The sequence below is a fragment of the Litoribacter populi genome (assembly GCF_007483685.1).
Lineage (GTDB): Bacteria > Bacteroidota > Bacteroidia > Cytophagales > Cyclobacteriaceae > Litoribacter > Litoribacter populi.
The window spans coordinates 491,853-514,513 of record NZ_VMKN01000002.1 but is presented as its reverse complement, the minus strand read 5'-3'; the positions used below and the strand labels follow the sequence as shown (position 1 = coordinate 514,513).

Genomic DNA, 22,661 nt, shown 5'->3' with positions numbered 1-22,661 from the left:
ATGGCTTTGATTTTTAACTATTAATCAGACGATGAAAATTTTAATCGACATTAAGCATCCTGCGCAATTGAATCTTTTCAAAGGCCTTTCGAGAGATCTCGAAAAGGAAGGTTGGGAGGTGACCATTTGTTATTTGGAAAGAGGAAAGCTTCCAAAAATCATCGAACGCGAGTATGAGGGATTTCATACCGTGCCAGTGGGAAGTAGCAAGGGTACCAAATGGTCTATCATGTGGGATGGTAACGTCAAAAGGACATTCACCTTTCTGAATATGATCAGAAAGAACAAATATAACATTTGCATTGCAGCCAGTAGTATTCCATTAGCACTTGCGGGTAGGCTTAGCGGTGTGCCAGTGATCCAGTTTTACGATGATCCTGAGCGTGGTAAAATAAACACGATCAACGCCAAGCTTTCCAAGCAATTGTTCTTTCCGCCAATAGTGGAGAAGGACAAGAAAACAAGCATTTTCAATTGCCTGAAGGAATGGAGTTATTTGAGTCCCAATAGGTTTAATCCAGATCCTTCCGTGTTGGATAAATACGGGGTCAAACCGCATGAGTACGTGTTTGTCAGAGAAGTGAGCAACAAGTCGTTCAACTATTATGATCAGGATGATGCGATTGTTTGCAAGTTTTCTCCCAAAATGGACCCTAAGGCAAAGGTTTTGCTATCTCTAGAGGACAAGACCATTGCAGATAAATTCCCTAAGCATTGGACTATCTTGGAAGAACCTGTGGGGGATATTCATTCTCTTATCTACTATAGCAAACTGGTAATTTCCTCTGGAGACAGTATGGCCAGAGAAGGGGCTATGCTTGGTGTTCCAAGCGTGTATTGCGGTATTAGAAAAATGAAGGCTAACGAGCTTCTGATGGGGCTAGGGCTTTTGCAACATCTTCCGAAAGAAGAAGCAATCCCATTTATCAATGAGACCATTGCCGAGGAATTTGATGAAAACAAGCAGGAAAAAGTGCGCGGCAAGCTGCTGGTAGATTGGGATGATATGAATGCATTTATGAAAAACCAAATAAACAATTATAAAAACAATTGATATGAAGATTTCAGTTTTTGGATTAGGATATGTCGGCTGTGTGAGTTTGGGTTGCCTAGCAAAAAATGGCCACCACCTTACCGGTGTCGATGTAAGTTCTTTTAAAGTAGACCTAATCAATAATGGACAACCCACTATTTTAGAGAAGGATATTGACACAATTATTAAGGAGAACCATGAGCAGGGCAGAATAAAGGCTACTTTAGATGCTAAAGCAGCGGTGCTTGATACAGATTTGAGTATCATCTGTGTGGGTACGCCATCTTCTCCACAGGGGCATTTGAACCTGTCATATATTTATAAAACGGCAGAGCAGATAGGAGAAGCATTAAAGGATAAAGACCGATTCCACGTAATTACAATCAGAAGTACTGTGCTTCCTGGTACCAATGAGAAATTTGGGAAAATCGTGGAGGAATTTTCTGGAAAGGAAAGAGGTAAGCATTTCTCTGTAGTTTCTAACCCTGAGTTTTTGAGAGAAGGAACAGCTGTAAAGGACTATTATAATCCTTCAGTAACCGTAGTGGGAGGAGATCACGAGCAAGCCTTGGAAATGGTAGCTTCGCTATATCAAGAGCTTGACGCGCCAATCAAGAAAACCGATATCAGGATTGCAGAGATCATTAAGTATGTTAACAATAGCTACCACGCACTTAAGATTGTATTTGCCAATGAGGTAGGTAACATTTGTAAGACAATGGGGATAGATTCCCACAAGGTAATGGAGCTTTTCTGTAGCGACACACATTTGAACATTTCACCCGCTTATTTCAAGCCAGGCTTTGCATATGGAGGTAGTTGCCTGCCGAAAGATCTCAAAGGCTTGGTAACATTAGGACATGATAACTATTTATATACGCCTGTGCTATCTGGCATTGAGGCTTCGAATGAAAACCAGAAAAAATCAGCGTTTGAGTTGGTAACCAAGTCTGGTAAGAAAAACATTTGTTTTGTTGGTCTTAGTTTTAAAGAGGGGACAGATGACTTGAGATATAGTCCATCTGTAGATTTGGCTGAGATGCTCATTGGTAAAGGATATAACATTACCATTTATGATGAGAACGTACATATGTCCAAGCTGATTGGAGCCAATGAGGCTTACATCAACGAAAGATTACCTCACTTGTCAGAGCTATTGTCAACTGATTTGGAAGCAGCTATTAAGAACAACGATGTAATAATTGTAAATCACCGAAACTTTGAAGGCTGCAAGTATTTTGATCTCTTGAAAGATAAAGAAGTTATCGATTTGGTTAGAGTGGATGAGTTAAAAGAGCTACCACAGTATGCTGGTCTTTGCTGGTAATTAGTAAAATTAAAATTTTTATTTAAATAATTATTTTTTTTCAGTAAATTGATATAAATGTTTCGAAAAGGAATAGAATTTGAATAGTTTTTATATGTCAAAAGATTAATTGACAAAGGCAAGCTCAGTATAGAACTGGGCTTGCTCAAGTCTTTTGCAAACCTTGACAGTGTTTGAAATATACCTGATTGGAGGTAAGGGGAAGTCACTTTTCAGTTTACCCTGCTAACCCCGAAGTTTTTTCCTGCATCAGCGTATTTGATTTTGTACCTATAGAAACTGGTGAGTATGATTAGTCCCGTAAAAGATTTGAGCGATAATAAAAACAAAACTATTAGCCAAGTGGAAATGAAGGTGTTGGTGGGAGACGAGGTTTTTGATTTTTTGGAAAATAATGAAAATCAAAACCGTTGGGATCAACTTTTTGAGAAATGTCCTTGGAAGACAGTTTTTCAATCTAGAGATTTTATTAGCACTTGGTATAAGCATTACCGAGGAAGTTATTATCCTATTGTAGTGCAGTCCATGCAAGGAGATGATTTGATCGGGCTGCTATGCTTGGCAGCAGTAAAGCCGAACTCCGGGCCGATCAGAAAATACGATCGTTTGAAAATTTTGGGTGCTGGCCACTATAGAGCTGAGTATCAGGTATGGCTATCTGAACCGCACCGTAGTGAGGTATTCATCAAATCAGCTCTCAAAAAAGTAATTGAAAGCTACCCGAAGAGTGATATTTTTTTAAGGTTTGTTCCAAACGGCGAATGTCTAGACTGGGTGGAGTTAGATCCTTATTGGAAAAAGCATTGTATTGTTCAGTCTTTCAGAAGGGTATTGATCAAAATGACAGAGCCTGAATTCCCAAAACTTTTTACAAAAAAAGAATTCAAAAATAAACGCAACAGGCTTAAGAGGCTGGAAGGCTTTGAATTTAGCAAAATCACGGATTTGGAGGAATTCAAAAGGATTTTACCAGATTTGACAGATCAGTACGACTTCCGGCAAGGGGCAATGTTCAACAAATTTCCATTTCGGGATGCTCCAGAGATGAAGGACTTACTTGTGGAGTTGTTCAAAAAAAATATACTTCATGTAACCGTGATGCGTGATGGGGAAGAAATCCTAGCATCCATCGTGGCTGTAACTCACAAGGAATGGGCTCATTTGGGTGCAATAAATACCCATACACCATTTCACGGGAAAAACTCTCCAGGATTTGTACATTTTATAATGCTCCAACAGATGCTTTCGGAGGAGGGTTTTGAAGTGTTTGATCTTACTGCCGGAGGTGATCTTTATAAGGAGAGAATGGCGAACTATCACGATTATGTGTACACGTTACTTTTCACTCAAAATAAGACTTTCAAAATAAAACGTAGCATCCGTAAGGCCATCATGAGCATGCTGGTGAGGGCCAGCATCCGTCCAATGTCGGTGGAATTGAATATAAAACGTAAGTTTTATCTGCTTAAAAGCAGAATGAGACTTTGGAAAGAAAAGGATGTGGTTTTTACGGCAATCAAAAAGCGATTGGCTGGCAAAAAGGTCACACCGAAATTACTTGCTTTGGAAGTAGACTCGGCCACTAGCAAATTACCCATTCAAAAGAACAGTTTGAAAGATAACCTGGGATTCACCGGAGGAGGTACGACTTTAAGTAAATGGGAGTATCTGCAGGAAACTATGCGGAAATTTGAAACAGGAGAAACGTCTTTTACTTGGGTAAAAGATGGGGATTTAAAAGCATGTGTCTGGGTGGGTGAAGATGCGGATGAAGAAGTGCCGATAATTAAGGATTTCTACATTCATCCTTCTATTGTAAATGACTTCAATGCATTTATAAATCAAGTGGCTGAAAAAATCCAGCAAAAAGGAAAAATAGTCAAGGCAAAAGTCCCAGGTTATGATACCCGACTTTTTAAAATCTTACAAGAGGCTGGATTTGAAAGCAATGGGACGGTTTAAGCCGGAGTTATTAACAGATAATTTTTATTAAAAAATTACTTTTACCAAGATAATATGAAAATATGTAGATTCGGAATGTGGCCTGTACTCCCTTTAAATGTACATTTCCGAAAACCAACTAATTATAGACCTTTTCCCTTGGATCAGGAGAATTTGCAAATATATTCTAGAGCCCGTCATGCAATGTACAATGCCTGTAAGTCTTTGGGCTGGGGAAAGGATGATGCGTTATTGGTGCCCGGATACCACCACGGTTCCGAAATTCAGGCACTTTGTGACTTGGATATTCAATTGAAATATTATGAACTCACTGAAAAATTAGAGCCGAATCCAGAAGAATTGGACCATCTAATGACTACCAATGTGAGGGCTTTATACATTACCCATTACTTAGGTTTTCCGCAAAATGCTGCTTTCTGGAGAAAATGGTGCGACGAGAGAAATATCATGTTGATCGAAGATGCAGCTCAAGCCTTTTTGGCTGAAAGGGATGGGATTCCGGTGGGATCCCATGGCGATTTCTCGATTTACTGCCTTTATAAAACTTATGGATTGCCTGATGGTGGGGCTTTGGTATCCAAAAAACCCTTAAAGGACAATTATGCCACATCACCATCAGGAGTGTGGAAGATGGTTAAGCGTCATATTAATTTTGTGTCCGAACAAAGGGGGGAAGTGGCTGGTTTACACTTGGGTTTCAACAATGCCATGAATGTATATAAAAAGGTAAAGAACGAGTCTAATGAAAAGGAACTTGAATTAGGTGACCCCACCACTCGCGCTTCTTCTATGACCATGAAGCTTTTGCCTTTGCTATTGGATGAGAATACTGCAGCGAAAAGAAGGGATAATTACCGATATATGCTCAGCAAACTAGGTGAATTGGTACCGCCACCATTTAATGAGTTACCGGAAGGGGCAAGCCCGTTTGCCTTCCCAATCAAAATGGATGATGCAAAGGAATTCTTGGCTAGATTAAAAAAGAAAGGCGTGATAGGTCAACTTTTTTGGCTTAATCCCCACCCGACGCTTCCACGTGAGGAATTTCCATTCAGTATTGAGCTGCGTGAAGGTGTCATGGCCCTACCGGTTCATCAAGATCTTTCGGTGAAAGAGCTGGATAAAATTATAAATGCAGTAAAAGAGTGCTTACCAGTAGTACAGTTATAAAGGTAAGTCCATCAAAACGAAGCTGTTAAATGGTGTAAATTGCCTTTTTCGGGGATAAATTTCAGATTTGTATCAAGTAACCGCAGGTTTAGTATGGAAATTGTGTTAATAAAATCAGCGGCATCAGCGCTTTTAAAAACTTTGTAACCTGAATTATATTTTTGATATGGAAGTAATGGAAATGTCTACTAAAACTACATCTAGTGAGAGGACCATTGATATTGTAGTTGGGAAGGATGCGTTTGCCCTGCTAGAAAACAAGCAGTTTTGTGAACAATGGGATAGTTTATATGAAAGCTGTGCTTGGGCTACCGTATTTCAGTCACGTCAATTCGTAACTAGTACTTATACCCTAACTCATCAAAAATATACCCCCGTCATTGTTAAAATGGAGCAAGATGGCTTTTTAACAGGACTATTAACCTTAGCTATAAATCCTCCTGGTAGATCAAAAAGAAAGAAAAACTGCTATCTGGTTGGTGCAGGTCACGGTGAGGCAGATTATCATGCTTGGCTTACAAGCAGGGAGGATAGTACTTATTTTGTGTGTACAAGTTTCAGGAAACTACTAAAAATGTTCCCTGGACAGCATATTTCCATGAGACACCTTACGCCAGAAACACCTATGGATTGGGTGGAGGCAGACCCTGAACTTGGGAAGCTATGTGTGTTTCAGCCGTTCAACAGAGCTGTAGTTGATTTGGATAACTATAAAATCTCCAAAAGAGATCGTAAACGCATCAACCGAATGAAAAGGATTGGTGAATTTGAGGAAGTGAAGGATTATGAGGTATTTGAGTCTATTATTGATGACTTGGGGGCAAAGTATGATTTCCGCCAAGCAGCGATGTTCAATCAGTTTCCTTTTAGTGAATCTCCAACAAATAAAAAATTCCTTTTAGACTTGTTCAAAAGAGGGTTGTTAAGGGTGACTATTTTTAAAACGGAGGATGATATTATTGCCGGAATTGCCTCAGTGCATGGCAAAGGTAGAGCCATTTTGGGAGGGATTAATTTTCATTTGCCATCCTATTCATATTATTCACCAGGGTATATTCAGTTCTTGTTGTTGTTTGACCATTTATCAAATGAGAAAAATCACAAGTTTTTTGACTTGACACCAGGTGATGATCCATACAAAATGCGATTGGCGAGCAAGGTAGAGACTGTATATAAAATGACGGTGACCTTAGACCCTGTGTTTAGAGCGGATAAGCGTTTTAAAATCAAACTGTATGACTGGATCCTTAGTAAAGGGCACAATCCATACACTATCAAATTACATATAGATAAAGAAAAATACATCATGAAGGAAAAGGGTATGAAAAAATACCTTTCCCAATTTGTGAAATCAAAGCTCAAGAAGCCTGTCTTTCAATCCTATAACCTCAGTCTTAATGGGCAGGTGCCTGATTCGGCTCCAATCACATTAAAACGTAACAATTTGAAAGATCTTTTAGATTATCAGTTTGATGGAGAGAAAGCTACCCGATGGGAATTTTATAGTGAAGGTATGAGAAAAATGGAGGCCGGTGAGGAGAGCTTTACCTGGGCTAAGGATGAGGTGTTGCTAGCCTCAATTTGGTTTAAGAAGGAGAAAAATGAGCAAACCGAAGAGGAATATGTTTTAGTTTATGATTTTTATTTCGATGAGGAAGTAGAGGGTAGTGAGCAGGAATTTTTTGAATCTGTCTTGAAAAAGCTTAAGCAGGATGGAGTAGAAAATATAGAAGTGAAGCTTGGACCAGCTGAAAAGCACCTTGAAAAAATGGTAGAAAGCTTTGTACATTAAGATCGAGGACTTGCTTAGATTTTTGAAAAAAATTGAGTTTTAAATTTTTGCTATCATTCAAATTATTGTGGAATGGAGGAAACTATAGTTAGTAAAGAGGATGTGGCGAGGAAGGTCTCAATGAAAGAAGGTACCTCATTATTTATAGCCGATGAAGTATACGCACTTTTAGGGGATGATAAATTCTTGGAGGACTGGGATTCCCTTTACTATTCATGCGAATGGTCAAACGCTTTTTTTAGTCCGTCATTTGCTAAATGTTTTTATGAGGTTTTTGAACAGGAGTATACTCCAATCATCATTGCTCAGTTTGAAAATGGTAACCTTAAAGCGCTTCTGCCACTAAATGTTGAGGCTAATGCCGTTTTGGAACAAAAAACATTTAAAGTTAAGGGAGTTGGTTACCATTATGCGGAGTATCAAGGTTGGTTGGCTGAAAGGGGTTTGGAGGTAAGTTTCATCAAAGAAGCATTGGCACTTTTGCTAAAAACCTTTCCTACTGCAGAAATACATCTTAAATATTTGCCAGCTAAAATCCCGGTGGATTGGGTGAGCGAACCTGCTTGGTCTGCCAAGTGTGCACTACAAGAATGGGGACGTCCTCTTATGAGGATGAGCGATCCCGAATTGCCTAAATTTTTCAAAAAGAGAAGCTATAAAACTAAGCTAAATAGGCTGAAACGTAGCGGAAAGCTGGAGTTTAAAGAGGTTACTGACAGAAATGAGTATGCTGATATGTTACCCGCTTTAGCCTTGCAGTTTGATTTTCGACAAGGGGCTATGTTTAACAAAAAGCACTTTCAAGATAACCCGAAGAAGACTGATCTCATGATGAGGCTTTTTGATGCGGGACTGCTTCATTCGACCATTCTGACCTTGGATGGTGAAATTATTGCTTCCATCATAGCTGTAACTGGGCAAAATTGGATACACCTTGGAGGGATAAACACCCATTCGCCTGAACATGCGGTTCATTCGCCTGGATTTGTGCATTTTGTACTCTTGAGTGAGATGCTTTCCAAGGATGAAAATATGGTTTTCGACTTGACACCAGGAGGAGATGAATATAAGGAAAGATTGGCTACCGATAGAGATGTTACTTATGGATTGATAATTTCGAATTCTAAAAAGGCAATACTCAAGGGAAAAGCTAGGGTAGAATTTGATGAACTTATGCTCAGGCAGGGTAGAAGGCCGGTTTCTGTAGAGAATGATGTCCGTAAAGAACTCCATATTTGGAAACATCGGGCAAAGAATTTGACCAAAAGAGGATTACCTAAATTGTATGACAACCCTAAGGTCAGGCTTGAGAATGTATATGAAATAAACAAAAAAGAGGATTGTGAGCAATTATCTTTCAAAGTGAAAAAAAATCATTTGGAAGATTTATTGCTTTATTGGTCTGAAGGTAATCAAGCAACGCGATGGGAGGCATTGACCCACTTTATGAAATCTATGGAGAGGGGAGAGGATGTGTATTGCGTATCTCGTAATACGGAGCTCATGGCCTGTATTTGGGTGGCAAATGGAAAGGCTATTGTGAAAAGCGAGGAATTATCCACGGTCTTTTCGGAGGAAGATCATGTAATGTATCATTTCTATTGTAAGCCACAATTCAAGAAAGAGTTTTCTGGCTTTTTTAAGGCTATAGTCCAACAGATGCCGGTTAAGGGCCACATTAAAGCACTCCTTAGCAAAGACTATAAATTTTTAATTGAGAATTTAAACTGCTTTAAGGCAGGTTAAGTTTATGAAAACGTTTACGATATGCAAGATCTGGTAAGTGAATATACTTTTACGTTTGAGAAGGTGGAGAAAAATGGAAAGGTTGTATTATTGACAGGTCAGACAGCTTTGGATATGATAGTCGAGTCTGGTTTTGTGAATAAATGGGCGCGCCTGATTGAATCTTGTCCTTGGGCGACAGCTTTTCAAAGTCCTCAGTTTGTCAACTCGTGGTATAAAGCTTATGCAAATGATGCATTTCCAATTGTGGTAATTCAGATGGATGGCAGTAAGCTTAAAGGCATACTTACCATGGCTATTCTGACATCCAAGAAATCGGAGGATTTGCTTAGGCGCAAAAATGTTAAGATAATGGGTGCAGGAGGGTTTGATGCAGAATATCAGACTTGGGTGACTTCTGAAGATGGAGGGAACGAATTCGCCTTGCACGCAATCCGTCAAATCAAGGCAGCTTTTCCGAAGGGAAATTTAATGTTTAGATTTATTCCGGCAGACGCCCCGATGGATTGGCTGGAACAGTCTGAATGGAGGAAAAAGTCAGTTTTGCAACCCCATAAGCGTCCATTATTGAGGTATGACAATCCGAATTCAAAAAAGGCCTTTAAGATCAATAAGCAGTATAAGACAAAATTGAATCGGCTGAAGAGAGTGGGGAAGGTCAGTTTCGAAAAAGTTGAATCTCTGGAGAGGTTTAAGGAAGTATTAGATGATTTGGCTGTTCAATATGATTTCCGTCAGGGAGTTATGTTTAATAAAAACCAATTTAAAGATTATCCTGCTCGGAAGGACTTTATGCTGGATATGTTCAATCAAGGTGTGCTACATGTGACTTTATTAAAGCTTGACGAGCATATTATTGGGTCTATGGGTGCGGTTTTTGGAAAGGACTGGGTCCACCTACAAGGGTTCAATACGCATTCGCCATTTTATGCCAAGCACTCTCCCGGGATTTTGCATTTTCTCCATTTAGGCAATCATTTAGCTGAAGAAGGCTTTGAGGTGTTTGACCTTACGCCTGGTGGAGATAAATACAAAGAGAAGATGGCCACCTCTCATGATACCGTATATAGCCTTATTCTGACTGACAACTTTGTTTTTAGAATGAAAAGACTTTTGAAAAAACAGTTGCATGCTTACTGGGAAAAGAAAGGCCTAAGACCTATGAGTGTTGAAATGAATTTTATTAAAAAGGCTTACCTGTTGTCTCATAGGTTTGATTTATTAAAAAAAGATAAACTTAATTTTTTCAAGAAAAACACCTCTCCGGCTGTGCAGTCCAGTCAAGTCAAGTTAGCTGACCCCATAAATGATATAAAGAAAAACCAAATCAAGGACCTGCTGTGTTTTGAGGAATTAGGCACACAATATTCCCGGTGGGAATATTTGCAAACAGCCATGTCTAAATTAGAAGAGGGTCAGGAGTTATTCACATGGTGTGAAAATGGAATGCTATTGGCATCTATTTGGATAATGGATTCAAATGAAAAACATGCGAAAGGTTACCCTGATGGTTATACATTAAAAGATGTATACCTTCACCCTGATATTAAAACACAATTCCCTTCATTTCTGAGGGGGTGTGTGAATCATTTACAGGGAGATAACCCGGGCCGTAACATATACTTATCCACAGCTAATGGTTTTGAGGCTTTAGCTTGATCATACCGATGATTTTTTATTTAAGATTTTATGGAAGAATTGACTATCAAGAAAACTATACAAAAGCCAACAACTTTCCAGATTTTGATAGGACAGCAAGTCTTGGAAAAAATCGAAGACCTGGAATTTTTGAGTGATTGGGAGACTTTATACCAAAATTGCAAATGGGCGACAGCATTTCAACGGCCAGGGTTTGCAAGTGAGTGGTACAAATTATATTATCATCAATATGAACCGGTATTGGTATATGAATACGATGATAAGGGGTTAGCAGGTATTCTAGCCATTGCCGTTGATGGAAAGAAATTGATAGGGGCGGGAGAGGCTATTTCTGAATATCAGGTTTGGCTGACCAGAAAAGCTGAATCCAGCTTTATTGCTACCGCCTTACTGGGGTTACAAAAGAAATTCCCCAATAAGGAACTGCACTTGAAATATCTGCCACCCAATACCCCTGTTCAATTGTTTAGGGAAACAGCCTGGGCTTCCAATACCTTTTTGAAAGAAGTAGCTCAGCCTGTTCAAGCTGTAGACTGGGAATATGCCGATAAAGAACTTAAAAAGAAGAATAAAAAAGAAAAGATTCGCCGCTTGAAACGACTGGGGGACTTGACCTTTGGCAGGGTGGATTCTTATGATGAGTTTGAGCAAATTTTTGATGAACTAGCCATTCAGAGTGATTTCAGAAAAGGAGCTATGTTCGATGCGGTTTTTTTTCAGGATGATCCATTAAGGAAAAAGTTTTTACTTAGCCTTTTTAAGCATGACCTTCTGCATACAACTGTCCTTAAGGTAGATGATGAGATTATCGCTTCCAATGTGGGTGTAATGGGTAAGGGATGGGTTCATCTTCAAGGAATAAATACACATTCTCCGACCTTGGCTAAACATTCCCCTGGGATCTTACATTTTCTTATGTTAGGTCAAAAACTAAGTGAAGAAGGCTTTCATTCATTTGATCTGACTCCAGGGGCAGATGGTTATAAACAATCCTTGGCTACTAAAAATGATATCGCTTACGAGCTACGTGTTTTCGCTTCTGCTAAAAGTAAGAAGAAAGCAGATGCCAAGGAGTCTTTACATCAGTATTTGAAGGGGAAACTGATGAAAATGGGTGTTGATAATTACGGTTTGAGAGACTTCAGGAAGAAAAGAGCCATTTGGAAGCAGAAATTGAAATTAGCAATAAGTAATAAGTCTATTATAAATCCATTCAAAAAATCGGAAATCCCGAGAGTCTACGAGTTTGTTGGAGACAGAACTTCATTGACTAAATCAGAAGAGGTTAATTTGAATAGTTTGAAGGATCTGCTTTTATACCAAAGCGGTAAATCTTTAACCACACGCTGGGAGTTTTTAGATGAGGCTATGCGAAGACTGGAGGCAGGGCAGAGTTGCCTAACCACAGTCGAAAATGGAATGCTGCAGGCTTGCGTTTGGATAAGGTTTGATGAGCAGAAAAAAGCCGTAAACTCATTCAATCCTGAATTGCCAAAAGGATCTTTGTTGTTGGAAAAAATCTATTTAGCTGAGGAGTCTTTGGAGCAGGATGTTTTTCAAAAATTGCTTCATACAGCAATATACTTACACCCAGAAAGAAAAAAAATATTTGTAGCCGCAACAAAAAAGCGAAGAGTTGACTCTTCGCTTTTTAAGACTTTGGATTTATAAATTTTAGCTAGAAATTGTAATTTCCTTTTGAAAAGAAAAAGGGTCCTTGATCAATAGCATTGATATAATTTTTGCAGTGTCTTTTAGACCGAAATTCTCAATCATACTAAATTTTAGTGCGCCATCTTTCGCCCCTATATATAGAAAAGGGAAGTTCATTTGTATGGTACCTGGCGCAATGGAAGATTGAACAGGACCTATACATCCTGATAATTTGATTTTTTGTCCAGCCAGCTTAAAATAGCTTGGAGCCGTAGGGTCATAGTAAGCGTAATTGATGATTTTATGATTAATATCTCGGGCAGTTTCTTCTAAGAAATCTATTTTTTTGTAATTATTGTACCTGGCAGTTTTAGATGCTTTTTCATGATCTTGATCTATGGGAGTTAATTCTCCCTCAACATATTTATCTACCGTTTCGACCAAAGAATCATTGATAACGTTCATGGTTTTCTTTTCCAGCGATATAGGGTCGTCATTTTTATCTACTGTGTATTCAACCTGACGGATTAATTTACCTCCATCCATGGCTGCGTTGAGAAGGATGTAGGAGATCGCGCTTGTTGTGTCCTTATTTTTCAACACCCATAATAATGGCAATGAGCCTCTGTATTGTGGGAGTTTTGAAGGATGTACGTTTATACTACCAAGCTCTGGAATTGAAAGAAAACTGGCCGGCAACATGGTCCAGCCGTTCACCAAAAATAATTTAATTCCTAGTTGATTTATCCTTTCTGCTATGTCATCGGCAGTGGTGTCAAGGATTGTTATTTTCTTGGTTATTAAAGTCTCTAAATATGTTTCAAAACTTGTAACTAGTTCATTAGCCAGGAATTTTAGTTTTCTGTACCTTTTTAAATACTTCCTAGATGAATCATAATCCCCTTTGCAAATAGACTTATATGCTTCCATGAAATGCCTTTCCGCAATATTGCGAACTGGCATCTCATATAATTCTGAAAGCTTTGCCACTGCCCTAATATCTACTTTTTTGCTTTTATCTAAGACATGCGGGTAATCCGGCCCCATATAAAGGAGCTTAATTTTTTCACTCATAAAAATTTACGTTAAAAAAGTTAAACTGGTTAAAGCTTAAGTTTCCGTTAACAAACTGTTTTCTTCAATTCGCACTTTCTCGAAATTAAAATTCCATAATTCTTCATTGGTTGGGTCTGGGATATTGAGGTTGATACGTAACATATCTCCTTCCCTCAGCTCGACAGGTTCAACTCTAAAAATGGAAGGTAACCAATGTGTAGGTTTTTCGAATGGCGAATTATCAATCACGAGTTCTTCATCAAAAATGATTCTAAAGTATAGAGCAAAGCCATCTAATTTACCATTTTTAACAATTTTCTGCTCGAAGGTAAGTTCTTTCAAAAATATATCATTGTCAATTTGCATGATATCAAATTTGGTAACCGGCTTTGGGTTGGCTAAGAAAGACTCTGCATCCCCAGGTTGGATATAAATAAATATTTCCGGTTTGGATAGAGGGCTTTCATCACTATTGAGAAAATCCTTAGTAGGAGAATAATCTATACCGTTGAAGTTATGTTCCCATAAAAAGGGTGTATTTCTGCCGGGGGCCATGGTGATAGGTTCAAAATACATTTCAAAAATGCTTGGCAGCATGATCCCTCCTGATTTTAGCAGACGCTTCTTAAGGTCCAGAAGATTCCTGATCATATCTTCATTAATGAGGAAATCCCCAATTTGCTCATGAAGAATTACATCTATTTTTTCGGGTGGGTTAAATTGACCGCTGTGCTGTTGGATGAATTCAATGTTTTTAAGGTTGTTGGCCTCGGCTACTTTTTTGGCGTAGTTGATTACGTTTCCGTGGTCAATGGCATAAACTTTTTTTACATTTCTTTGCGAGGCAAAAAAGGCTAAAATACCTGTACCTGTTCCAAGGTCAACAACTGTATCTCCATCTTTAACATACTTTTGAATAGCTCGAAAATAGATGTCCATTCGAGTAGTATCCGCCAACATGCGTTCATGTTGGTCGATTTTTTCAAAAGATGATTTGTTGTCAAAAGAATAGATAAGAGATTGAAAGAGTGGGCTCTCCTTTTTGAATTTTTTCCATTTTAAATAAGATTGCCGAAGAATAGTTTTGAAAAAGTGTTTCATAAAGTAGAATGGTTTTGTTTTTGCTTACTATTTCTAAGTTAATGAAAAAACCTGAAACTTTAGTGTTGACAAATATTTTTTCATTTTTGTTGATCTAATTAATCTTTGTTGGTGAATTTTAAAGAATAATCTATCGAATATAAAAATTACTACTATGAAACTTGATGACTCCTTAAGCCTTTCACCTGAAGGGATATCTGAGGTGCAAATTTTTTTGGGAAAAGAGGTTTATGAATTTTTAGAACAAAAAGATTACGCCAACCAATGGAATAAACTTTTTGAAGCCTGTAAATGGGCTACTGTTTTTCAAGGGTTAGAATTTTTTTATATGTTTCATGAAGTATATAAAAAGCAATATCAACCTCTTCTTCTGGTTTTAATAGAAGATGAAATATTGAAGGCATTTTTACCGCTTTCATTTGAAACTGCAGATGGCAGAATTACTGGGGCAGGTGTAAATGATGCGCACTACCATGCTTGGATTAGTTTAGATGATATAGGCAGCAGTTTTTTTAAAAGGGCTGTTGAGGAATTGCGTAGGCAATTTCCTCTTTCAAGCATTCGAATGGAGCAGTTGCCTGCAGGAATTCCATTGGGCTGGCTTGGAGCTGTCCAAGATGTGGCAGGAGTCAAGTTTACTTCTTCCACCCGCCCCTTAGTAAATTTAAGAGACCCTTCGATTGACAAGCTTGCACGAAAAAAAGATTTTAAAAGTAACAACAATCGCTTAAAAAGATACGGGGCCTTTGAGGTTGAGTTTATCAAAGATGCGGGTAGGTTTGATGAGGCTTTGGATGTTCTCATGATCCAATCCGATTTTAGAAAAGGAGCCCTTTATGGTATGTTTCCCTTTCAAAAAAACCCCTATAGATCTATTTTATTTAAAGAAATGTTTCGTAAGGGGTTAATGTTTGGGATAGTGCTCAAGCTTGATGGTGATATACTGGCGGGTATCACTGGAACCATCGGAAAAGATGGCTGGTGCCATGGATCAGGTCTGAATTGTCATTCCCCATTATATGACTACTATTCTCCTGGCTTTTTAAGTTTTATTCACCTGATACAACATTTGGAAAATGAGGGTTTTGATACACTAGATCTATCCACTGGGATGCTAGACTATAAAAAACGTATAGCCAATAGTTATGATGAAGTTTATGAGTTGTTTATACCCGCAGCCGAAAATCTAGAGGACGCCTTAAGTAAAAAGGAAGGGCTTAAGGACAAGTTAAAAGAAAGACTTTGGTCTTTACTTGAAAATAAACCACATTTAAATTTTGAGAGGGAAGAGTTGAGAGAAAAGTTAAAATTATACCATAAGCAAAGAGATTACTTAAATTTGGTTTTTTTTATCCAGACAGGCAATCCATACATGAAGGTGGAGAAAAACATATCTTGCATGGAGATAGAAAAGGCATTAAATACTGATTTTGAGAAAAATAATTTAGCTGAGCTATTAACCTATAAGCCAAAACACGAGAGTTTAACTAAGCGAGAGTTTCTAATTGATGCGCTGTCGCGGTTTAAAAATGGGGACACCTGTTTTACCAAGAGTGAAAAAGGGAAGTTAATTGGGTGTCTTTGGATAAATTCCGTGGGGGGTATGGCTGAAATAACAACATGTACTACAGACTTTATTAATTTGGTTAAAAATACCCTGAGCTCTGATTCTTCAAAGGAAATAGGGGAGGTAATCAAAATTATTTTACCCAAACATGCTTCAAAATATTTATCGTAAGCAATAATAAAAAAGAGGTCTACTAGGACCTCTTTTTTATTTTTTTGGTAGTAGTATGCCATATTCCGGCAATTCTACACATGTTTTCCTCAAATGTAGCTCCTTCTAAAAATCCAAAGCGAGGAATTTCCATTTTTTTGTACATCTTCTGCTTAGTCAAATAGGATGGGTAGTTTGCAAAAGCCATTTTAAACCCTAAAGTTTCAAGCATGTATATCTCCCTGATTCCATAGTTTCCATTGGGGTAAGCAAAATATTTTATTTCTTTACCGGTCCATTCTTCCAGTTTTTCCTTAGAAAGGCGCAGTTCTTCGTAGGCTTTTTCATCGTCACAGTTTGTCAGGATGGGATGGGTATGGGTATGTGCTCCAACAGTAATGTATTTTGAAAGAGAAGTGCTTCTTAATTGATCTAGGGTCATAGCTTCTCTTTTCAGAGTTACAGTACCTTTTATTTTCTCCAAAGTAGCCATGCGCTCATTGTTCGAAACTTTTTTCAGTTCCTTCACGGAAGGATAACCTTTACTTCCTCCTTTCAAAAAATAAGACCACCAGTAAGTACCCTCTTCTATAGCTTCAGTGGAAAAGAAAATTGTAACGGGCACCTGGAATCTGTTGGCAATTTCCACGATGTTTTCCTCATTGGATTGCCACCCATCGTCAACGGTCAATAATACAGCTCCTTTAGGCATTTCAAGATTATTGTCAATAATGTTTTCCAATTGTTCTGGGGAGATAAAGGTCATACCCTCACTTTTCAGCCAAACAATTGTCTTCTCAAATTCCACTTTTGAAGGGTTATGGAAATATACCGACAAAATGAAATCACCTTCCTTAGCCTTCTTTAGGGCTCGTTTTACGAACCCAAGCTTGATAAGGAGTTTTGCCAAAGGAAATGCAACTACATTTCTTAAATTTTTCTTCATAATATACTTTACAAAAAATCTAAACCTAGTCTATTGCTCTAGGTATTATTTTACTTTAAGGTTTGATGTAGCAAAGAATAAGAACTATGCTACATGGATTTGATCTATCTTTTCTATTTAATGAACAACAGTGTTGATAAAATGTTAGGTCTAAATGATTCTGCTTTTATCAAAACCCGTTCAGGAAAATAAAAATCCGGATTTATTGGCAGAAGTGTGTCAGAAGCTTCTACATGACTTGGTTAGTGTTCCGTAAATATAATATTTTTTACTTTAAAAATTAAACAATGAATTATAAGGCCTGAAATTATTCCAATTTTTGGATTGCTAATGCCAAATCATCAAAGCTTGTCTGCTCACTTCCTAACTTAATATTGTCAAAGTAAATAACCCTTTTGGTTGAGTTTGTTTTGCGTTTTGCCCATGAGGCCTTATAAATCCCTACTTTCCACCGGGGGAGGTCCGTATCATACATATTGCCTCCTTTGTGTTCCAAAATTTTCTCTCCATTTTGCCATACTTCCACTAACCCATCCTTTCCATGATCATGGATTATGTGGAAAATGAAATGATGCCATTGGTCCTTGTCGACTTTACCCAAGTAATAATCCTTGCGAGTAGCCTTTTTATTTCCAGTGCGGAACATGAACCTATCTTGATGGATCCTAAAAGTAGTAGCGGGACTTCCTCCTGTGGCCTGATGCCATTGGGAAATAATGTCATTATCATGATCCCAATTGAAATGCTCAGAAGGTACATAAACTGAATATGAATACCATCGGTCGTTGTTGTCCTGAGGGGGAAATAACACTTCGCTTCGTTTTCCATTACTCTGGATTGGATCTTCTTCTCGAAGTTCAAATCGTCCCACCTTGTTCCGTCCTCCTGCGGGGTCATCTACCACTGTGAAGGCATGATCTGTGCCAAATTGCTGATGAACTTGTCCAAAAGGATTCTTTCCGTTAAAATCTTCTTCGATCAGAAGCTTTGGAGGATTAATGGTCTGCTCAACGGCCATAGATAACGCTCGGATGGCGGTCGCGTCATAGCCGGTAACTATCAATGCTAATGCGGTTAGACAAAAAAAGGTTGCTGATTTCAATAACAACTGCATGGCTGAAAATATGGGTTTGTAAATCTGTTTATATATACTACAAATCCAACGCCATTTAGTTATAAAAAATGGCTGCCAATCAGGTGCCTGGGTATAAAAAAAGGCGACCCTTAGGCCACCTTTTTCTTTGGGGTTATAGTTATCTCCACCATCTTCTTCTAGAAGGTATTCTTCTAGTTTCTGTAGAGCTGGAAGAAGAACTTACACTTGTAGAAGAGGAACTAGAGGTAGAAGTGCTGGTCGAAACGGCTGTAGCAGATGCAGTTGCAGTACCAATTAGCATTTCAGTCAAGTCTGCTCTTTGGTTGCCAAGCTTGATATTGTCAAACATCAACACTCTGACATTTGTATCAGTGTCTCTATTAGCCCAAGATGCTTTGTAGATACCTACTTTCCATCTTGGCATTTCCAAAGGATACATGTTACCGCCTTTTTGAGTTAGGATTTTTTCACCATTGTGCCATACTTCAACAAGCCCGTCACTATTTGGTGAATGTACGATGTGGAACACGAAGTCATGCCATACATCCTTTGTTGCTACACCAAGGTCAAAGTCTTTTCTGCTTTCTTTAGTATTACCAGATTTAACTAGGAATCTATCATTTTGGACTCTAACAGTAGTCGCAGGGCTTCCTCCTCCTGCTTGGTGCCATTGTGTGATGATATCGTTGTCTCTATCAGTTCTAAATCCGCTGGAAGGTAGGTAAACTGAATAGGAGTACCATCTGTCTCTGTTGTCTTGAGCAGGGAAAAGTACTTCTGATCTCTTGCCATTACTGGTGATTGGATCGTTTTTTCTTAGTTCAAATCGACCTGCTTTGTTGCTTCTGTCTCTTGGATCTTCAGTTACATTGAAAGCGTGGTTGGTGCCAAACTGCTTGTGGACTTGTCCAAATGGGTTGCTGCCAAGGAAATCTTCTTGAAGAAGAACGTTTGCGGAGGTTGATCTTAACGCACCCATTTCTTCAGTGAATTCTTCATGACCTGTAGTGTCACATGAAACAGTCGCTAGGCCTAGGATTGATAGGCCTACAAATAAGGTAAATTTGCTTCTTAAACTTTGCATTTTGTTTTCGATAATTTAATTGCTGGGTATTTTTTTAAAATTTTGCTGGGGTTGGGTTTACTCTGCTCGAAAAGTGGGATGGGAATAAATTTTAAGGGCTTATGTCATCTTACTTATCGTACATTTCAAGGATTAGATTTAATATTTAATGTTGGGACTTCCTCTACTCCTGTCTTTCATCTCTTGTCGTTTATGGTGAATATTTTGGTTTGTGATATTGTAATAACAGTCTGCCTAAGCCAATTATTATACCTCGAAAATTAACTTCTTTTAATAAACTTGGATGATATATAATAAAAAATAGATAATTAATTATAATTATTCTGGTTTTCTGTTCGAATTTGAGGTTCTTTATTACCAATCCAGTAGGCTAATTAAAAGGAAGTTCTTGCTGTTTTCAGCCGTGTCTCGCAGATGTATTGTTAGGGTCTGAACATGAAAAATTAAAATTTTAAAGAAAAACAGCTTAAATATAAATTAACCAATATGGAACATAACTTTAATTACCTGGTGATTTTTGCAAACTAATGGTGACTAAGTAAAAGGTTTCATGAATTATATGAATTGATTAAAAATGAGTATTAATAACTGTAAAACGTAAATGTAAATGTGTTTTTATATTTAAATGGCTTTAAGACAATTTGTTTGCTTATAAATGTGGGTAATTTTTTTCCCCATTTTGTAGAATAAGAATTACCTATAAAGGTTTGATAATACTTTCTCTCACAAGATTTAGTTAATTAAAATATTAGAAAAGTTATAAAATCGCTTCAATTTTATAGAATAGGTTAGGATAATGCTCGAATTTTAAAAGTGATTATTGGGTAATAGAGTGTGGCTATAAGGTAATAGTTCGTTGTAGGGATATTTATGAGAGTATAAAGTTGAATTTGGTAACCAAATTAAATCCTGAACATACCAGAGGGTGGGGAATAGTGTGGGGATAGGGTGTGATGAATACTTTAGCTTATGTATAAGGTATAAAAAAAGGCAACCCTTTATGAGGGTTGCCTTTGGGATTGATTTAATTTGAATTTATCTACCACCATTTCCGCGTTGTTCTTCACGCTGGTGCGAATTATAGGGGACGGTTGGTGTTTCAGATTCACTTCCAGTACTAGGACTAGTGTTTGGGGATTCGGGATTCGATGGAGCCGGAGGGGTAGGCCTTTGGGGCTGTGGGCTACTGGACGCGGCTGGCTGAGATGTATTCTGCTGCTCTGCTGCTTTTGCATCCTGCTCCGCCGCTGCTGCTGCTGCTTGTGCTGCAGCTTCAGCCTGGGCTGCTGCTTCCGCTTGTGCTCTGGCTTCTTCTTGTGCTTTAGCTTCGGCGGCTGCCTTTGCTTCAGCTTCAGCTGCTGCTGCTGCTGCCGCTTCTTCCGCTGCTTTTTTTTCTGCTTCCTCTTTGGCTCTCGCTTCTTCTTCTGCTTTTTTCTCAGCCTCGGCTTGAGCTCTCGCTTCTTCCTCAGCCTTTCTTTCTTCCTCAGCCTCTGCTGATGCAGAAGCTCTAGCTCTAGGACTCATAGTCTCTAAATCTGCATTTTTATCTCCAACCAATAAGTTGTCAAAATAAAGTACCCTTAAGTCAGTGTCGGTTGTTCTACTTCTCCATGAAGCTTTATATATACCGACTTTCCAACGTGGAAGTTCTAGATCATGCATATTGCCGCCTTTTTCCTCCATTACTTTCTCGCCATTATGCCATACCTCTAGTAGTCCATCACTACCGTGAGAGTGAACAAAGTGAAATACAAACTCATGCCATTTGTCTTTTTCAACATCACCAAAAATAAAATCCTCTCTTTCGTCTTTAGTCCTTCCAGACTTTACTAACCATTTGCCATCGTGAATTCTTAGGGTAGTAGCTGGGCTGCCTCCACCGGTTTGATGCCATTGGGCTATAATGTCATTATCACTATCGTGTTCAAAATCATCGGACGGAACATAAATGGAATAAGAATACCATCTTTCCTTATCAGCTTGTGCGGGGAACAAAACTTCAGAGCGGATTCCATTTGACTGAACCGGGTCTCCATATCGAAGTTCAAATTTACCCACTTGGTTACTTCTATCACGGGGATCTTCAACAACATTGAATGCATGGTTTGTTCCAAATTGCTGGTGTACCTGGCCCAATGGGTTGCTACCAGTAAAATCTTCAGCCATCAAAATGCTGGAAGAGGAGGATCTCAATGTTGCGGTTTCTTCCGGATGCTCGTCAAAACCGGCAGTGTCGCAAGAAACAGTTGCAAGGCCTAGGGATAAGAGGCCAATGAAGTAGGTTGCTTTTGTTAACTTTCTCATGGGAAACTAAATACTATTAGGTGTTTGCTGGAAAAAAGGCGAGGGCAAAAATTCGAAAGGGCTTATGTTCTATTTGAAATCTTGCCCTCACCATTTTATTTAATTTCCTAATAGCCAAGAATTATTCCTCAATAATTGACTTCTTTTAAGGTTTAAGCCGAAAAAACAATAATAAATATATTTTAAATATTATTATAATAATATTATTGTATTGTAGAGTTGTGGTATTTTACCTGAAGCCCATCACACGGTTTACAGTATATAAAATGCAATTGCTCACAAATTTCTGGTAGTTAATAGACAGATAAAAGAATTAGCACTTAGAGAAGGATGGAATTGAACTTTAAGAATTTGGTATTAATGTACCTCTTGTAGGTAAAAATAATCAAAGGAAGTTAGTCAATTTAGTGTCTTTGCCAATCGCTTGCATTTGTTAAAAATCGTGTTTAAACTGTCTAAAAATGTATATGTATTGCTTAATAAATATATAAATGGCTTATTTGCAGCTTAATAAGTTTTATGAATGTGTAAGCTTTTTCCCCAGTGTGTGGAAGTGATTAGACGTACATTTATATCCATAATTAGTCATTTTTTAAATGGGTTGCTTTGATGGTATATTTCTTTATGAAATTGGAAAAGTTATATTTACCCTAATATTATTGTGATTAGTAAAATAAAAAAATTGGATTGATAACATAATGGGTTTTGAGAGTGGTGGAATTAAGTTCCAATATTGTTCATATTTTTAAGTAAAAAGTGTGGAATACGGAGTTTTAAAAACTGAAGGAAAGTGTGGGATAAATCTTTAAGCTGTCTCAGCCAAGTTTGAAGCATACGTTGCATTTATTAACTAGAGGGCATACGGAGAGGTAGTATTCATTAACTTACTCTAGGTAAATGTCAATTAGGTTGAACATCTGTAATCGGAAAAGTAAAAAGCTGCCTTTAAATAGACAGCCTTGAAACAAAAAAAAAAAGTAGCCCGTAGGCTACTTTTCGGTTAGGAATAAGAAGC

Annotated in this window: 15 protein-coding genes; 9 read left to right on the top strand and 6 right to left on the bottom strand. The window is 38.1% G+C overall.

Features of this window, described 5'->3' with window-relative positions; genetic code table 11:
* Positions 1–31: 31 nt before the first annotated feature.
* The 8 genes from FPL27_RS17990 to FPL27_RS17955 all read left to right on the top strand — a co-directional run bounded on the left by FPL27_RS17990 (position 32) and on the right by FPL27_RS17955 (position 12,360).
* Positions 32–1,054, top strand: coding sequence for a DUF354 domain-containing protein (locus FPL27_RS17990; RefSeq protein WP_143962613.1), 1,023 nt, complete (start codon positions 32–34; stop codon positions 1,052–1,054).
* A gap of 1 nt (position 1,055) precedes the next feature.
* The gene (locus FPL27_RS17985) at positions 1,056–2,360 is read left to right on the top strand and encodes a nucleotide sugar dehydrogenase (RefSeq protein ID WP_143962612.1); all 1,305 of its coding nucleotides are present in this window, start codon (positions 1,056–1,058) and stop codon (positions 2,358–2,360) included.
* Between the two features lie 288 nt (positions 2,361–2,648).
* Positions 2,649–4,322, top strand: coding sequence for a GNAT family N-acetyltransferase (locus FPL27_RS17980; protein WP_143962611.1), 1,674 nt, complete (start codon positions 2,649–2,651; stop codon positions 4,320–4,322).
* A gap of 54 nt (positions 4,323–4,376) precedes the next feature.
* Positions 4,377–5,492 (top strand): DegT/DnrJ/EryC1/StrS family aminotransferase, encoded by a 1,116-nt coding sequence (locus FPL27_RS17975; RefSeq protein WP_143962610.1) that lies wholly within the window; start codon positions 4,377–4,379, stop codon positions 5,490–5,492.
* Positions 5,493–5,658: 166 nt separating this feature from the next.
* On the top strand, positions 5,659–7,284 hold the full coding sequence (locus FPL27_RS17970) for a GNAT family N-acetyltransferase (RefSeq protein WP_143962609.1): 1,626 nt from the start codon (positions 5,659–5,661) through the stop codon (positions 7,282–7,284).
* Positions 7,285–7,356: 72 nt separating this feature from the next.
* The gene (locus FPL27_RS17965; RefSeq protein ID WP_143962608.1) at positions 7,357–9,030 is read left to right on the top strand and encodes a GNAT family N-acetyltransferase; all 1,674 of its coding nucleotides are present in this window, start codon (positions 7,357–7,359) and stop codon (positions 9,028–9,030) included.
* 21 nt (positions 9,031–9,051) lie between these two features.
* Positions 9,052–10,689 (top strand): GNAT family N-acetyltransferase, encoded by a 1,638-nt coding sequence (locus FPL27_RS17960; protein WP_143962607.1) that lies wholly within the window; start codon positions 9,052–9,054, stop codon positions 10,687–10,689.
* 30 nt (positions 10,690–10,719) lie between these two features.
* Complete coding sequence (locus FPL27_RS17955) at positions 10,720–12,360, top strand: GNAT family N-acetyltransferase (RefSeq protein WP_143962606.1); 1,641 nt, start codon at positions 10,720–10,722, stop codon at positions 12,358–12,360.
* Between the two features lie 3 nt (positions 12,361–12,363).
* On the opposite strand, the gene FPL27_RS17950 is transcribed toward FPL27_RS17955, so the two are convergent.
* Both FPL27_RS17950 and FPL27_RS17945 read right to left on the bottom strand, forming a co-directional pair.
* Positions 12,364–13,416 (bottom strand): methionyl-tRNA formyltransferase, encoded by a 1,053-nt coding sequence (locus FPL27_RS17950; protein ID WP_143962605.1) that lies wholly within the window; start codon positions 13,414–13,416, stop codon positions 12,364–12,366.
* 36 nt (positions 13,417–13,452) lie between these two features.
* Entirely contained in the window at positions 13,453–14,499 is a 1,047-nt protein-coding gene (locus tag FPL27_RS17945; protein ID WP_143962604.1) for a 50S ribosomal protein L11 methyltransferase, read from the bottom strand.
* A 154-nt stretch (positions 14,500–14,653) separates the two neighbouring features.
* Between FPL27_RS17945 and FPL27_RS17940 the strand changes: the two genes are divergently transcribed.
* The gene (locus FPL27_RS17940; protein WP_143962603.1) at positions 14,654–16,237 is read left to right on the top strand and encodes a GNAT family N-acetyltransferase; all 1,584 of its coding nucleotides are present in this window, start codon (positions 14,654–14,656) and stop codon (positions 16,235–16,237) included.
* 22 nt (positions 16,238–16,259) lie between these two features.
* Here FPL27_RS17940 and FPL27_RS17935 read toward each other — a convergent pair whose 3' ends face one another.
* From FPL27_RS17935 to FPL27_RS17920, 4 genes are all read right to left on the bottom strand, one after another.
* Positions 16,260–17,162 (bottom strand): polysaccharide deacetylase family protein, encoded by a 903-nt coding sequence (locus FPL27_RS17935; RefSeq protein WP_143962602.1) that lies wholly within the window; start codon positions 17,160–17,162, stop codon positions 16,260–16,262.
* A 307-nt stretch (positions 17,163–17,469) separates the two neighbouring features.
* Positions 17,470–18,276, bottom strand: a complete 807-nt coding sequence (locus FPL27_RS17930; protein ID WP_143962601.1) for a polysaccharide lyase — start codon at positions 18,274–18,276, stop codon at positions 17,470–17,472.
* Between the two features lie 139 nt (positions 18,277–18,415).
* Positions 18,416–19,342 carry a polysaccharide lyase gene (locus tag FPL27_RS17925; protein ID WP_143962600.1) on the bottom strand — a complete coding sequence of 309 codons (927 nt, stop codon included), beginning with the start codon at positions 19,340–19,342 and terminating at the stop codon, positions 18,416–18,418.
* 1,035 nt (positions 19,343–20,377) lie between these two features.
* Positions 20,378–21,646, bottom strand: a complete 1,269-nt coding sequence (locus tag FPL27_RS17920) for a polysaccharide lyase (protein WP_143962599.1) — start codon at positions 21,644–21,646, stop codon at positions 20,378–20,380.
* Positions 21,647–22,661: the final 1,015 nt, after the last annotated feature.